This is a genomic window from Ignavibacteriales bacterium, assembly GCA_026390575.1.
GTDB lineage: Bacteria > Bacteroidota > Ignavibacteria > UBA10030 > UBA10030 > Fen-1298.
Genome location: JAPLFR010000008.1, coordinates 365,195 through 381,241, shown reverse-complemented (window position 1 = coordinate 381,241; position 16,047 = coordinate 365,195). Strand labels below are relative to the sequence as shown.

The following is a 16,047-nucleotide window of genomic DNA, read 5'->3' as shown; positions in this document are numbered from 1 at the left end:
CGCACATTGATTTACATTTGCTATGCATAGTATCGCAAGCAATGTGCCACGAAATTCAATAATTCTTGAGGTATTATGGCGAAAAATGGAATGAATTGTCTATTTCCTGATTCATTCTGTTTGTTTTTTAGTACACGGTAGTCGGATTTGTATTTGCCACATCTTTGACAAAAACAGGATTTCTTTGAAATATGAGCGCAGTGGAAATGGATATCTTTCCGAAGAATTCCTCAGCTAAGCCATATTGTGAAAGACCGACTGCACGTCGTCGTCTTCTTCTATTTTGTCAATCAATTCCTTTACTTCTTTTGCTTGTTCTTCCAATAATTCTTTTGTTGTTGTGGGAAGGTACTGAAGTTCAGAGTTTTTGACATCAATTTTTTTCTCTTCAAGGTATTTTAACATTTTGCCGTAATCTTGAAAGGAAGTGTAAATAAGCAGTTCTTGCTCATGTTGAGAAAGATCATCAAGGCCGTGGTCGATGAGTTCTAATTCGAATTCATCAATATGAGGAATCGCTGATGCCGCAATGCGAATCAATCCTTTGCGTTCGAACATAAACATAAGCGAACCTGATGAACCAAGTGATCCGCCGCCTTTGGTTAAGTAATGCCGGACATTGGCAACGGTGCGTGTTGGGTTATCGGTTGTGCATTCGACAATGACACCAATGCCATGCGGAGCATACCCTTCATAAATAACTTCTTCATAACCGGTTGTGTCTTTATCTGATGCACGCTTAATAGCGGCTTCCACGCGATCTTTCGGCATGTTGACGCTTTTTGCATTTTGAATAGCGATACGGAGCCGTGGATTTCCCTTAGGATCAGGGCCACCCATTTTGACTGCAACGTTTATTTCGCGTCCGATTCTATTAAATGCTTTCGACATCCGTGCAAAACGCGCGAACATCACATACTTTCTTGTTTCGTATATTCTGCCCATAAATTTTCCGTTACTTCATTGATTTGAAAATAATTTATGTGAATAAGATACGAATCTTCTGTCACATTTGGAAGAGTTGTGATTTTGAACGGCACCTGACTTTTTCCTATATTAATTTATGGAACACACACAATCTCTTCTTGTCCTCGACTTTGGATCTCAATATACACAGCTCATTGCCCGGCGGGTACGTGAGCTAGGAGTTTATTCAGAAATCCACCCGTTTCATTATTCTATCGAAAACATAAAGCAATTCCAACCGGTCGGTATTATCTTGTCGGGTGGTCCGATGAGTGTTTATGAAAAAGAAGCGCCGAAACCCGATCCGCGTATTTTCGATCTCGGAATTCCCATTCTCGGAATCTGTTACGGACTCCAGCTTTTTGCGGATAGATTTGGAGGTAAAGTGAATTCTGCCGCCCGTCGCGAATACGGGAAAGCAGATTTGCAGATAGACAACCATAGCGATCTCTTCGTCGGGCTTGATGCAGCTACGTCGGTGTGGATGAGTCACGGCGATGCTCTGAGTCAATTGCCGGATGGATTTGAACCGATAGCGCATTCTCACAATGCGCCTATTTGTGCTATCCGCAATCAGAAGAAAAAAATGTTCGGCGTACAATTCCATCCGGAAGTAGTGCACACACCGGATGGAAAGAAAATTCTTTCCAATTTTCTCTTCAAAGTCTGCGAAGCGCAAGGCAATTGGACACCAGCTTCGTTTGTAGAGCAAGCGGAAAAAGGAATTCGTGCAAACATTGGATCGGCAAAAGTGTTATGCGCATTAAGCGGCGGCGTTGATTCATCGGTGCTGGCTGTTTTACTGCATCGCGCTATCGGAGATCAACTACATTGCGTTCACATCAATAATGGATTGATGCGAAAGAATGAAAGCGAACAGGTGGTGAAAACGTTCCGCGATACATTTCATATCAATCTCTCTTACATCGATGCGACTGATATTTTTCTATCCCGTCTTGCAGGTGTGGATGATCCGGAAAAGAAAAGAAAAATAATTGGCAAGACATTTATCGAAGTGTTTGAAGAGGAAGCAAAAAAGTTAAGCGGTTCCGTCGAATATCTTGCACAGGGCACGCTCTATCCGGATGTGATTGAGTCGGTATCGTTCAAAGGCCCGTCGGTTACGATTAAATCCCACCATAATGTCGGCGGATTACCGGAGAAGATGAATTTCAAACTCATCGAGCCGTTTCGCGAGCTCTTCAAAGATGAAGTGCGTGAAATTGGAAGGCTGCTTGGTGTACCGGTAGATCTTATTGGGAGGCATCCATTTCCTGGTCCTGGGCTTGCTGTACGCGTGCTTGGCGATATCACAAAAGAAAAACTTGCACTGCTTCGTGAAGCAGATGATATTTTTATTCAGGAACTTAAACGTTCAAATCTCTACGATAAAATCTGGCAGGCATTTGTGGTTCTGCTCCCTATTCGTTCCGTTGGCGTGATGGGCGACGGGCGCACATACGAAAATGCCGTCGCATTGCGTGCAGTAACGAGCGTGGATGGAATGACAGCCGATTGGGCGAAAATTCCGAACGATGTGCTTGCTCATATTTCAAACAGAATTACGAATGAATTGCGCGGTATCAACCGGGTGGTCTATGACATTAGCTCCAAACCACCGGCAACAATAGAGTGGGAGTGAGTTTAAGTAAAAAGTAAAAGGTAGAGGGTAAAAAGTGGATGATTAAAGCTACTGATTATTGAACACTGACAGCTTTTATGATTCAACTCCAGAATGTTACAAAAAAATTTGGCGGCTTCACGGCGGTTGATGCTCTTTCGTTGACTGTTCCGAAAGGTGAGTTCTTTGGATTCCTCGGACCCAATGGTGCGGGTAAAACTACGACGATCAAAATGATTGTCGGCCTGTTTACTCCGACATCGGGCAGCATCCTCGTGAACGGGTACGATATTGTCAAACAGCCGCTGGAAGCTAAACAGTCCATTGCCTATGTACCGGATATTCCATTCTTGTATGAAAAACTCACAGGCCGGGAATTTCTATACTTCATCGGTGGATTGTTCAAGATTCCCAAACCAGCATTGCATAATCGCGTCGCTGAACTTATTGATCATTTTGAAATAGGCAATTGGATAGATAAACGAACGGAAGATTATTCGCAGGGAATGAAACAACGAATAACAATTGCCGTTGCGCTTCTTCATCATCCGAAAACAATCATCATCGATGAACCGATGATAGGGTTGGATCCACGCAGCGCGAAAATAGTGCGGGATACGCTGCACATGCAATCACGGAACGGTGTCTCTATTCTTATGTCCACGCACAGTCTGCCTGTTGCTGAAGAACTCTGCGATCGGATTGGTATTATCAATAATGGAAAGTTGGTATTCTGCGATACGCGTGAGCAGTTACAATTAGACAAAGCGCGGTACGACGGGAAGTTCGAATCCGTTTTCCTGGAAGTGACAAAACAATAGCGCGTATGTTTCTTCACATCTTCCATTACAAACTTCTCTCGTTCTTTAAAACTGCATTTGATAAACGCGCTGTTTCCATGGTGCGTGGTGTCGCGTCCTCTCTTGTCTTTTGTGGATTTGCCTATGGTGCATACACATTCGCTTTTACAGCAACGCGCTTTATGCTGGAGCACACACGCATCGGTTTATATCTGTACCATACATTTATCTCGATGCTGTTGTTTGTGCTTTTTATTGCAGTCAATCTTGGCAATATCATCGTTTCGTACTCAACGCTCTATCGTTCTTCCGAAGTTAGTTTTCTTCTCACAAAACCGGTCTCGTTTACCACGATCTTCATTTTGAAATTTTTTGACAACTTCTTTTATAGCTCAACAACGCTCTTCGTCATAGCGTTTATGGCGCTGTTTGGGTACGGCAGTTATTTTGGATATCCATGGTATTCTTTACTCGGAGTTATGTTCTTCGTCTTGATTCCATTTATGTTTCTTTCTGCATGTCTTGCCGTCCTTATTCTGATGGGAATTATGAAGCTTGCTGGCAGAATTGGATTCCGAAAAGTTATGGCTGGACTTTTTGCACTCTACTTTTTTTTTATTTACTTGTTTTTCGATTCCTCCAATCCAATTACCTTGGTAGAACAGGTCAATCGGTATTATCCCCATGTTGATGCGTATTTATCGCATGCAGCACCAGGCTATCTTCAGTACCTGCCGAATCAATGGGTAGCACAATTTCTCTTTTATGTTGCCCGGGGCGAGGTGATGAACGCATTACCGTACGCCGGTATTCTTTGCTCTGTCACCCTTGCGGCATTTGGTGTCTGCCTCTTTGTTGCGCATCGATTCTATTATCGAAGCTGGTTAGTGTCGCTGGATGTACAATCTCTATCGCAAAAGGTTTATGATCCGGCTCATAGACACTTCATGGATTTTCGATCTCGCAGTTTCTTTCCTTCACAAATAGAAGTGTTGGTGAAGAAGGAATTCTTTGTATTTATCAGAGAAGCCAGTCAATGGATTCATTTTGTCGTGATGGTCATCTTGACCGGCTTGTTCGCAATGAGCGTCAGCCACATCGATCTTAATTTGCATATCATGGATGTGCAATTATTGACATATTTAGTGATGTTTACTTTCGGCGGATTTATGGTGAGTTCGCTCGCGCTTCGATTTGTATTCCCGATGATTGGATTGGAGGGGCAAACATTTTGGGCGCTCCGAAGTAGTCCGATGAAGGGGAGTAAAATATTTATGATTAAATTCATTTTAGGATTTGTGCTGGTAGTACCGATTGCAGAGTACATCGCCATTGCCAGCAATATTCCTTTTGTGAGCAAAACAGAATTGCGCTCGATGTTGCTGTGGTTCGGCATGTTCGATGCATTTTGGATTTCACTCACAATGGTTTCATTGAATCTTGGGTTTGGCGGCTTCTTTGCGAATTATCTTGAACGAAATCCAATTCGTGCAGCATCCACGCAAGGTGCCACATTGACCTTTCTCGCAACGCTTCTGTATCTTATTGTTGTTGTGGTTATTATTCTTGTTCCCGTGTCTGCGTATTTTGCAGCGTTATTTCAGTTTAAAATATTCCACGCGAAACTGCTTCTGATAGCGGGAATACTCCTCGCTGTTGTTTCGTCGCTTCTTTCTTTGCTCGGATATTTTATCGGACGACGGTCGATGGGTCGTGATTTTTAATTGCAACTTACGTTGTGATATGGTACTTTAACAAACCCTATGTGCAGCTCCTTATGAAAGTTTCAATGAAATCAATTATATTTACGGCAATTCTTTTTCTACTGTTTGTATTGCCAACCAGCGCACAGTCTCAAGCTCTGCAGGATAGTCTTGTGTTCAAGCCAGAAGCGGAGCGCGAGTTTGTCGATGCAATGAGATCATTCCAAGCCGGCCGTTTCGATACTGCATCTGTTTTATTCACTCGCGTGATTAAAAGTTATCCGCGAAGTCATCGGGCGACCGGTGCGCTTATTATGGGAGCGAAAGCGTTTTATGAATTGAAGGATTATCGAGAATCCATTCGCCTTCTGAAAAATATGCTTGACCTGTACCCTCAGTCAACCTATAGAGATGACGCGCATTACACGCTTGCACTTGATTACTGTCGCACGGGACGATACGAAGATGCCGCATCGGAATGTCTCATTACACTTCAGACATCGCACGAGAAACAATTGATAACACGTTCAGAGAAGTTAATAGAAATGCTAACATCATCGTACCTCACACTTCCGGAATTGCAACGGCTTCAATCGGATGCTAAAAGCGATGAGATGAAATCACTCATCACTATACGGATTGCTGAAAAACTTTTACATACCGGAGATATTGCAACAGCAGAAGAGATGCTGCACACAACAGCATTGCTGCCATCAAAAATAAAATATGTGAGTGAAGCTCTTGCGATGTTAGAACAATTGGAAAACCGTGGAATGAAGATCGGCGTAGTTCTGCCATTGATGCTGAAAGCGGAAAGTCCATCGACACGAGCGTTGGGCGTAGAATTTCTGGAAGGCATTCAGCTTGCCGTTGAAGAGTACAATCAAAAAGTTCCTTTAAAAATTATTCTTGACGTTCGCGACACTGAAAGAGATCCAAGTATAGCTGCGCGGGTGGTAGCCGATTTGTGCACTGGCGAAAAAGTCTCTGCCATCATCGGGCCGATTTCGAGTAATGAAGTTTTTGCGAGTGCTGGCATTGCAAATGAACGTGGTGTCCCGCTGATCTCACCGACTGCAACTGCGAGCGGAATTGCTGCCATCGGGTTGTACATTTTCCAAGCAAATCCAGATTATGACACTCGAGGGCGCGATGCTGCGCTCTATGCGTACAACACACTCGGTGCTCGTACGTTTGCTGTGCTTGCACCGACAGATGTTGTAGGGAAGCAACTCGCTGAATCGTTCATTGCAGAAGTTCATTCGCTAGGCGGCGAGATGATTGATGCGCAATGGTACGCTGCTGGCTCGATGGATTTACGAACCGAATTGACGAACATGAGGCGAATAGCGTTATCGAGACTGGAAGTGCCGACAATTGATTTTAGTGCGAAGATGCGACAGTCTGAGTTGAATAAATTTATAAAGTGGGGCGTTAATCAACGCGTCTTGGATTCGCTTATGGAACGTGAGTTGACCGCCCCTGTCACTTTGTTATTTGGAGACAGAGGAAAACTGATTGCAGACTCACTAAAAATCCCGACGCATCTTGAACACATAAAATATGATAGTCTCGGATTGCCGGTGAGGACAATCGATGCTCTCTTTGTGCCGATTGCGAGTTCGGAAGAAATTCCAGTTGTGAGTTCGCAAATACAATACTTCAATATTCAAACACAGATTCTTGGTACAGGAGATTGGAATGATCTATCGGCGCTTGATCAGAATCGCCAGTACACCGATGGAGTGATGTTCTTTGCAGATTCGTATCCTGATGTATCAAGCGAAATATACCGGACGTTTGAAGCAAAATACCGATTAGCAAACAACAATAAAACTCCAGGCACGAATTCAGTGTTCGGTTATGATGTAGCAAAGATGATCCTTCAGATTGTATCACAGGGGAAAACAAGACGGCAGGATATTGCCAGAGAACTTGCGAAGGTGGAAGGATTTGAAGGATTGCATTCTCACATATCACTTTCGAAGAACCGCGTGAATAGTTGCTTGAGCGTGCTGCAGTACAAAGGGCGCCAAATTTATCATATCGGAAAAATTGATCTTGCTACTGTAGGGAAGTAACTATTGAAACGACCTCATGACACAGTACAAGTATCTGAGCTGAGATTATACCATATTCCGATCACATCGTGGCCTGCTGATGAACGCCCAAGAGAAAAACTTCTGCATCGCGGAGTGGGCAATTTAAGCGATGCTGAACTGCTTGCCATTCTTATTAGAATGGGGAGTAAAGGTGTCACGGCTGTTGATCTCGCGCGGCGTCTTTTCGCTGACGAAAGAACGCTGCACGAAATATCTTTGTTGTCTGTTGAAGAAATTAAAAAATGTGGAATTGGTGAAAGCCGAGCTATCGCTCTAGTGGCAGCGTTTGAACTTGCGAAACGGCTGCCGGAAACGAAAAGAAAAGATCGGCTCACAATCCAATCACCTGAAGATATTGTTCAACGATTTGGGGCAAAGTTCAAAGATTTAGTACAAGAAGAATTTTGGGTATTTCCATTAAACTCCATTAACCGGCTCCTTGAACCAAAACAAATAACCAAAGGAATATTGAGTTCATCACTTGCTCATCCCCGGGAATGTTTTCGCGAGGCGATTACCCAATCGGCAGCGGCAGTTATTTTTGTTCACAACCATCCCAGTGGAAATCCGGAACCAAGCCAGGATGATATCGCCATTACTAAACAGCTTGTGGAAGCAGGGAAGATAATCGGTATTGCGGTGCATGACCATATTATCATTGCGGCAGACCGTTTCGTCAGTCTCGCAGATCGCAGACTGATGGTGTGAAATGTATAGAAAAATTGTAAAAGTCAAAAGACAGAAGGAGAAACGGATTATTGAATATTGATTACTGACCTCTGTTTCACATCCCTTCCTATATAGTGGCTTTTAAAGCAATATCTTTGCTTACCACTTCACCATCCATTATACCAGAAAATCCATAAAAGCGTTGGGAATTCTTAATTGCTCTCCAATGTTTTATTCTGTATATTATTAATCCAAAAGGTGCATAAGGACGAGTTGAAGAAGATAACCATAGCGATAGATGGGCCAGCCGCATCAGGTAAGAGCACGACAGCAAAGTTGGTGGCTCATAAATTGGGTTATCTTCATATTGATACAGGCGCAATGTATCGTGCTATTACTCTGAAAGCGCTTGACGAAAAAATAGATTTAAACGATAAAAAAGAAATTGTCCGTCTAGCGCAGACGAGTGCTATCCGTTTGGAAGTGAAGGATAGTACCACGAAGGTCTTCTTGGACGGCATAGAAGTAACGAAACGAATCAGAACACAATTGGTGAGTTGTTCTGTCAGTACTGTAAGCAGTTTTAAAGGCGTCCGCGAAGTGATGGTACATGCGCAGCAAAAGATGGCGTCAAGCGGTGGTGTTGTTTTGGAAGGACGCGATATCGGGACGGTTGTTCTTCCAAAAGCAGAGTTAAAAATATTTATGGTCGCAAGTGTTGAAGAACGAGCCCGGCGACGGAAAAAAGATCTTGCTCTGGTTGGAATTGAGGCAAATCAGGATGATTTGATACAAGAAATTGATGCACGTGATCAGAAAGATTCAACCCGTGAAGCTAGCCCGTTGCGAAAAGCTGCGGATGCAATTGAATTAGACACTTCCAATTTAACTATTGAGGAACAAGTCAATTTCATTTTGGAACGTGCAAATGAAATTATTAAGGAAAAAGAAACATCATGCGAGTGACAGTCGATAAATCTTCCGGATTCTGTTGGGGAGTTGTTCGGACTGTGGATATTGCAGAGAAGGAACTTGCCGCCGGTGAAAAACTATATTCCCTAGGCGATATCATTCACAATCCTGTGGAGATTGAACGGCTTAGATCTGAGGGGCTTGAAACAGTGACACATGATGATTTATCGAAGCTCCGGGGCGCAAAAATTCTGATTCGTGCGCATGGTGAGCCGCCGGAGACATATACACGCGCTCAAGAACTTGGCATTACATTGATCGATGCGACGTGTCCGGTGGTTGCCAAAGTGCAGGAGCGAATTCGCCGGTTCTATGATGATGGGTATCAAGTCGTTATTTTCGGCAAGATAGAACATGCAGAAGTTATCGGACTCGTAGGTCAAACAAACGGCGAAGCGATCGTTATAAAATCGCTGGATGAAATCGATAAAGTGAAGATGGATCGGAAAACTGTTCTATTCTCTCAAACAACGATGGACAAACCGACATACTATTCCATCAAAGAAGAATTATCTAAAAGAATAAAAGAGTTGGTCGTCGGTTCTATGGAAGAACTTGCGACTGAGTTTCTTGCAAAAGATACCATTTGCGGCCAGGTGTTTGGTCGTGAAAAGAAGATTCGAGAATTCGCGGCGGAGAACGACCTTATTGTTTTCGTCGCAGGCAGACATAGCTCGAATGGGAAAGTGTTATACGAAATTGTTAAATCAGTCAATTCCCGGATTCAATTCATAGAGGACGTTCAGGAGCTTCAACCGGAGTGGTTTGAAGGAATCGAAACCGTCGGCATCACCGGTGCAACATCCACTCCGCAATGGCTGATGGAGAAGGTGAAGGAAAAGATTGAAACGATGAAAAACATCATGAATTCAAAAATTAGTACACAGCCATCTATAGGTAACGAACTCATCACACACTAAATAAACGCCGAAGTGCGTTTTTCGACGATGTGACATGGCTGGCATCGAAGAAAGCGTGATTCGGTTATTCCCGCTAACACGGGAAGCAGTTTTTGGAGGTTGCATGTCAGATACAAAAAATTCCGCAGAAAAGTTCGAGGAAAGCGGGTATTCGGAAGAAGAATACAAACAACTTGAGCAGCTGTATTCCGGCACGATGGGCAAGATTAATGCCGGTGAAATCGTCAAAGGGCGCGTCGTTCATATCGGCGATTCCAACGTTGCAGTCGATATTGGATTCAAATCGGAAGGCAACGTGTCGGTAAGTGAGTTCCCGAAAATTAAGGAACTTAAAATTGGCGATGAAATTGAAGTTTTCCTCGAAAGCATTGAAGACAAAGATGGTCAGCTTGTCTTGTCGCGAAAGCGTGCTGATTTCATGCGTATCTGGGAACGTGTTGTAAAATCATTTGAAACAGGCGAAGTGCTGAAAGGCAGATGCGTCCGAAGAACAAAAGGCGGAATCGTTGTCGATCTTATGGGATTAGATGCCTTTTTACCAGGTTCGCAAATCGATGTTCGGCCTGTTCGTGATTTTGATGCTTTCATCGGACGCGAGATGGATTTCCGTGTCGTGAAAGTTAATCATCCGTCAGAAAATGTTGTTGTCAGTCATAAAATATTGGTTGAAGAAGAACTTGCCAGTCAGCGTAAGGTCATTCTTGATAGTCTTGAGAAGGGACAAATTCTCGAAGGTCATGTGAAGGCGATCACCGATTTTGGTGTATTCGTCGATCTTGGAGGTGTCGATGGGTTGGTTCATATTACGGATCTTTCGTGGGGAAGAGTCAGTCATCCATCGGAGATTGTCAAACTAGATGCAACTGTCAATATTGTCGTACTGGATTTCGACGCGGAGAAGAAGCGCATATCACTTGGTATGAAGCAGTTGCAGCCGCATCCATGGGATAATATTGATCAGAAATATCCAGTTGGCACAAAAATTAACGGTAAAATTGTTTCGCTCACAGATTACGGTGCATTTGTTGAAATTGAAAAAGGCATTGAAGGCCTTATTCACATTTCAGAAATGAGCTGGACACAGCATATCAAACATCCGTCGCAAGTAGTTTCCATGGGACAGATGGTAGATGCGATTATTCTTTCGTTAGATAAAGATGGTAAGAAAATATCGCTTGGTATGAAGCAGCTCGAACCAGATCCGTGGACAACGCTGATGCAAAAATATCCCATTGGATCCAAGCATATGGGCACAGTGCGTAACCTGACGAACTTCGGTGTGTTCGTTGAACTCGAAGAAGGTGTTGATGGACTTGTGCATATTTCTGATTTATCATGGACGAAGAAAATTCGTCACCCGGGTGAAGTAGTGAAAAAAGGTGATCAGCTCGAAGTGATCGTGCTGTCGGTGGATATCGAACAACGCCGCATCTCTCTAGGACATAAACAAGTGAACGATAATCCGTGGGAAGCGTTCGAGTCGCAGTACAAAGTTGGTACAGATGTAGATGGCAAGATTGTTCGCATCATAGAGAAAGGTGTTATTGTAGAAATGCCGCTCGGTGTTGACGGCTTCGTGCCGCTGTCACAACTTTCCCATACACCGGTGAAGAATATTGCTGAATCCTTCAAAGTGGGTGATGATATACCTTTAAAAGTGATAGAGTTCGATAAAGAAAGTAAAAAGATTGTTCTTTCCGCACTTGAGTATTTGCGCGGCAAGGAGCAGAAGCTTGTGGATGATTATGTTGCGAGCCATAAGCTCACACCGATGACGATGAAAGATGTCGTCTCGACTCCCGCTGAAGTAGAGAAAATGCCGGATGAACTGTCTTTTGACACGAAGGATGAATCTATTCCCGAAGGTTCAAACTAACGCTTAACGGAAACGAGAAAAGAGTTGCCTGCTCCGATATGTCGGGGCGGGTTGCTCTTTTTCTTTATGAAGCGCATTGCATTACATACTCTTGGCTGCAAACTCAACTACGCAGAAACCGCTGCCATCGGAAAACAATTCACCAGCAATGGATACACGGTAGTGGGTATTGATGACGGAGCGGATGTTGTCGTGATCAACTCCTGCAGTGTAACCGCTTCCGCAGATCGTGAATGCCGTCAATTAGTGCGGCGTGCATTACGCCATTCGCCATATGCGTTCGTTGCTGTCGTTGGATGTTATGCTCAACTTCAAGCAGAACAACTCGCCGCAATTCAAGGAGTGGATTTGGTCTTGGGAACACAAGAGAAATTCTCTCTCTTTGATTTTATACAAAATGGAAAAAAGAAAATCCACGCTGATATTCTCGTTTCTTGTATTGGTGAGACGAACAATTTTGGATTAGCCTCCTCAGCAGGATTTGAAGAACGGACGCGTGCATTTCTGAAAGTGCAAGATGGCTGCGATTATTCGTGTACGTATTGTACTATTCCTCTCGCACGAGGCAAAAGCAGGAGTGCTGCCATAGCAGAAATTGTTCGGCAAGCAAGAGAAGCGGTTGAGTTGGGCTACAAGGAAGTCGTATTGACAGGTGTGAATGTCGGAGATTACGGCAAGAACGATGGCATAGATCTTTTGACGCTTCTCAAACAACTTACCACTGTTGACGGATTGATGCGTATACGCATCAGTTCTATTGAACCGAACTTGTTGACAGATGAACTGCTTGATTTCTGGTTTGCCGAAGATAAACTTTGCAATCATTGGCATATTCCATTACAATCAGGATCAGATACAATTCTGCGGTTGATGCGAAGAAGATATCTGACTCATGTATACACGGATCGCATCGAACGGATTAAGTCTCATGTTCCGCATGCAGGCATGGGCGCCGACATCATTGTCGGTTTTCCCGGAGAGAGTAATGAATTGTTCGAGGATACGTACAACTATCTCGCCAATCTTCCTATTACATATTTCCATGTGTTTAGTTATTCAGAAAGACCAAATACTCCTGCATCAGAGTATATTCAGAAGGTCGATCCCTCGATCAAAGCAGAGAGGAGCAAGAGACTGCATATACTGAGCGATCAAAAACGGAGTGATTTTTATCATAGGTTTATTGGAAAAACAGTCCCCGTCCTTTTTGAATCGATTCATTCACATGGATCAGTCTCGGGTTTGACAGAAGAATACATGAGAGTCGATGTGAAAGCAGATTCGCATATAACAAATGAAATCCTTAACGTTTCCATTCAAGAAGCTTCATCTGAAAAATGTATTGGTATCATCGCAGAGCCGAATATCACTTCGGCGATTCGCATTGCAATCTAATTGGAGATTTTGCTATGAAACGCTTACTTGTCGCAACTGCAATTTTTCTTTGCCTCATAGAGCAACTCGTTGCGCAAACACGGCCAATGTCAGCATTGGTAATCAAAGAAGTGCAGAGTAAAACAACAACACCCATTGATTTAGATTATTCCGGTGCGTCCGAATCTAAGAAATCGGTAGTGTTGGCGGTTGTTGCCTCACTCATTCTTCCTGGAATGGGCGAGTTATATGCAGGATCATTTGAATCGGGAAAGTACAATCTCATCGCAGAAGGTGGTCTGTGGCTTACCTACAGCGGATTCCGCATGCACGCTGATTGGCTGCAACAAGATGCTCGAACATTTGCAAATCAACATGCAGGTGCTAACTTCGATAATAAAGACGATCAATATTCTGTGGACATCGGCAATTTCAATACAACCGATGAATATAATCAAACGAAGTTGAGAAACCGCGAGAATGATCTTGTTCATACGGCAGAGCAGTACAAATGGCAATGGGATTCGGAAGCAAATCGTGCACAATTTAAAGATTTACGGATCCGCAGCGGGGAAGTTAAAAATAATGCAAAGTTTATCATTGCTGCAGTCGTGGTTAATCATCTCTTCTCAGCATTTTCTGCCGGCAGAAAAGCCGCCGCGTACAACAAGTCTCTATCCATGTTGGATAAGATAGAAATTCAAACATTTACGCTGAACAACGGTCCGCATATCGATGGTATTGGCCTCAGTATTTCGACAAAATTTTAGCGTCGTGCATGCCAACTATCCGGTTAATAATTGAATATGATGGCACAGACTATGTAGGCTGGCAATTCCAAACGAATGGACGATCTATCCAGGAAGAAATTGAAAAAGCGATAAAACAAATTCTGCAAGTGGATCTAAGAATTACGGGAGCTGGCAGAACAGATGCTGGCGTTCATGCGCGAGGTCAGGTTGCAAGTTTCTTTGTAGAAAAAGAAGTTGAAATACAAACGTTAGCAAAAAGTTTGAGTTCTGTGCTGCCGCATAGTATTATTGTCCGAGAAGCAACGGAAGCTCAGGTGGATTTTAATGCGCGATTTGACGCAAAAAAAAGGCGGTATTCCTATACCATTAGTCAAGAACCGACAGCAATTCAAAGAAATTACTGCTGGCAGGTTTTTCAGAAGCTTGATGTCAATTTGATGCAACAATGTGCACAGCAAATTGTGGGGGAGCATGGATTTCGAGCGTTTTGTAAAGTTGAAGACGATCTGCACCAGCATCGCTGTACGATTTCATCGGCTGAATGGTCCGAAAACAATAAGTTGTTAATTTTTGAGATCACTGCAAATCGTTTTTTGCATGGCATGGTTCGTTCCTTAGTCGGCACGATGGTGAATATTGGACGAAGGCATACAAAAATAGAAAATTTTAGTACTATCCTTGAGGCAAAAGATCGATCGGTTGCAGGAATGTCTGCTCCGGCAAAAGGATTAGTGTTGGAAGAAATACTTTACTAATTGATTCAATCATGAAATCGATAAAGAAAATATTTCGCGATGCACTTATCAAAGGCGGTATACTTCAAACGAGGCTTTCGGAAGACGAGTTGAAGCAAGTCATCGAAGCGAGTTCCTTAAGCGGCACTATCGATAAGACAGAACATGAACTCATTAAAAGTGTTCTGCAATTCTCAGACATCACAGCAAAGGAAATTATGGTGCCGCGTCCGGATATTGTCGCACTCGATATTTCCATGTCGCGCGATGTGCTTGTACGCAAAGTTATTGAAGAAGGGTATTCGCGGTTGCCAGTCTATAAAGGAACAATTGACCACATCATCGGCGTCATCTATAGCAAGGATTTATTAAGTCTTCTTGAACACCGATCGCTTATCATATTGCAAGATATTGTTCGTCCTGCGTACTTTATACCTGAAACGAAAAAAATCAGTCTACTTCTGCGGGAATTTCAACTGAACAAAGTACACATCGGCATCGTTATCGATGAATATGGCGGAACCGAAGGCATTGTGACAATGGAAGATATTGTTGAAGAAATTGTTGGAGATATACTTGATGAATACGATGAAATGCGAAAGTCAGTAGAACAGGCGAGCGATGGTTCAGTCATCGTGGATGCGGCTCTTTCGATTGCGGATTTCAATGTCCAATTTCGAGCGAAACTGCCTGAAGCTCCTGATTATGAAACATTAGCAGGTTATTTGCAAAAAATTACAGGCAAACTACCGGAATCCAATGAAGAAATCAAAACAGAGAACTTTGTCTTTACCATTCTCACAAAGAGTGCGCGTCGTATTCGGCAGGTCAAGGTGAGTCCTTCCCTTAAAATCAATGTGAACGAAGAGTGATGATGTTTCCATTACAAGAACTGTTTATTAAAATATGCGGAATTACTAATCTTCTAGATGCAGAATCGGCCTGTTCGTTTGGTGCAAATGCAGTCGGCTTCATCTTCAATCGATCGAACGAACGATACGTTCGTCCAGAACAGGCAGCTTCCATCATTGCAAATCTGCCGGAACACATTTCGAAAATCGGAGTTTTTGAAAACGCAAGTCATCAATATATTCAGAGCGTCTTAAAACAAGTACCGCTCAGCGCCGTGCAACTCCTTGGAAATAATGGGCCCGACGACCTCGTAGACTTTGAAGTAAGCGTGATTAAACAGTTCCAGATGAATCAATCATTCGACATAGAGGTCATGCGAAATTATTTGGTAGACGCCTTTCTCTTGAAAGATCAGAACGAAGAAGTTGGGAATCAACTGCCTAAAAAATATCATTGGGATATTGCAATCAAGGCAAAAGAGTATGGACGTATTATTCTTTCAGGGGATCTGAACCCAGGCAACATTGAGGATGCGGTTCGTTTTGTGCAGCCCTATGGTGTTGATGTACAGGCTGGTATTGAAATTCAACCCGGCAAAAAGGATCTATATAAGATGAGAGACTTCATCGCTTGTGCGCGCAGTGTGAATCTCGCGTACGGAATTAACGATGAAGAGTACTGAAGCAACTGCAATGGAACATAACGT

The 16,047-nt window shown here is 43.2% G+C and carries 14 protein-coding genes; 13 read left to right on the top strand and 1 reads right to left on the bottom strand.

Annotated elements, in window-relative coordinates:
- Window positions 1-234: 234 nt before the first annotated feature.
- Entirely contained in the window at window positions 235-945 is a 711-nt protein-coding gene (locus NTX44_07825; GenBank protein ID MCX6121514.1) for a YebC/PmpR family DNA-binding transcriptional regulator, read from the bottom strand.
- 118 nt (window positions 946-1,063) lie between these two features.
- On the opposite strand from NTX44_07825, the gene guaA reads away from it, so the two are divergent.
- The 13 genes from guaA to NTX44_07760 all read left to right on the top strand — a co-directional run bounded on the left by guaA (window position 1,064) and on the right by NTX44_07760 (window position 16,023).
- Entirely contained in the window at window positions 1,064-2,608 is a 1,545-nt protein-coding gene (guaA, locus tag NTX44_07820; protein MCX6121513.1) for a glutamine-hydrolyzing GMP synthase, read from the top strand.
- A gap of 77 nt (window positions 2,609-2,685) precedes the next feature.
- Complete coding sequence (locus NTX44_07815) at window positions 2,686-3,408, top strand: ABC transporter ATP-binding protein (protein MCX6121512.1); 723 nt, start codon at window positions 2,686-2,688, stop codon at window positions 3,406-3,408.
- A gap of 5 nt (window positions 3,409-3,413) precedes the next feature.
- Window positions 3,414-5,111: a hypothetical protein gene (locus NTX44_07810; GenBank protein ID MCX6121511.1), complete on the top strand. Its 1,698-nt coding sequence runs from the start codon at window positions 3,414-3,416 to the stop codon at window positions 5,109-5,111.
- Between the two features lie 65 nt (window positions 5,112-5,176).
- On the top strand, window positions 5,177-7,171 hold the full coding sequence (locus NTX44_07805; GenBank protein ID MCX6121510.1) for an ABC transporter substrate-binding protein: 1,995 nt from the start codon (window positions 5,177-5,179) through the stop codon (window positions 7,169-7,171).
- A gap of 3 nt (window positions 7,172-7,174) precedes the next feature.
- A complete protein-coding gene (gene radC / locus NTX44_07800) occupies window positions 7,175-7,900 on the top strand; it encodes a DNA repair protein RadC (protein ID MCX6121509.1) in 726 nt (241 codons plus the stop codon).
- A 234-nt stretch (window positions 7,901-8,134) separates the two neighbouring features.
- On the top strand, window positions 8,135-8,827 hold the full coding sequence (gene cmk / locus NTX44_07795) for a (d)CMP kinase (GenBank protein ID MCX6121508.1): 693 nt from the start codon (window positions 8,135-8,137) through the stop codon (window positions 8,825-8,827).
- Complete coding sequence (locus NTX44_07790) at window positions 8,818-9,753, top strand: 4-hydroxy-3-methylbut-2-enyl diphosphate reductase (protein ID MCX6121507.1); 936 nt, start codon at window positions 8,818-8,820, stop codon at window positions 9,751-9,753. The genes cmk and NTX44_07790 overlap by 10 nt, the downstream gene beginning before the upstream one ends.
- A 103-nt stretch (window positions 9,754-9,856) precedes the next feature.
- Complete coding sequence (rpsA, locus tag NTX44_07785) at window positions 9,857-11,629, top strand: 30S ribosomal protein S1 (GenBank protein ID MCX6121506.1); 1,773 nt, start codon at window positions 9,857-9,859, stop codon at window positions 11,627-11,629.
- Between the two features lie 24 nt (window positions 11,630-11,653).
- Window positions 11,654-13,024, top strand: a complete 1,371-nt coding sequence (mtaB, locus tag NTX44_07780; protein MCX6121505.1) for a tRNA (N(6)-L-threonylcarbamoyladenosine(37)-C(2))-methylthiotransferase MtaB — start codon at window positions 11,654-11,656, stop codon at window positions 13,022-13,024.
- Window positions 13,025-13,038: 14 nt separating this feature from the next.
- Window positions 13,039-13,773, top strand: a complete 735-nt coding sequence (locus tag NTX44_07775) for a hypothetical protein (GenBank protein MCX6121504.1) — start codon at window positions 13,039-13,041, stop codon at window positions 13,771-13,773.
- A gap of 8 nt (window positions 13,774-13,781) precedes the next feature.
- Complete coding sequence (gene truA / locus NTX44_07770) at window positions 13,782-14,510, top strand: tRNA pseudouridine(38-40) synthase TruA (protein ID MCX6121503.1); 729 nt, start codon at window positions 13,782-13,784, stop codon at window positions 14,508-14,510.
- Between the two features lie 11 nt (window positions 14,511-14,521).
- Complete coding sequence (locus NTX44_07765) at window positions 14,522-15,361, top strand: hemolysin family protein (protein ID MCX6121502.1); 840 nt, start codon at window positions 14,522-14,524, stop codon at window positions 15,359-15,361.
- Window positions 15,361-16,023 (top strand): phosphoribosylanthranilate isomerase, encoded by a 663-nt coding sequence (locus NTX44_07760; protein MCX6121501.1) that lies wholly within the window; start codon window positions 15,361-15,363, stop codon window positions 16,021-16,023. The genes NTX44_07765 and NTX44_07760 overlap by 1 nt, the downstream gene beginning before the upstream one ends.
- The last annotated feature ends 24 nt before the right edge of the window (window positions 16,024-16,047 follow it).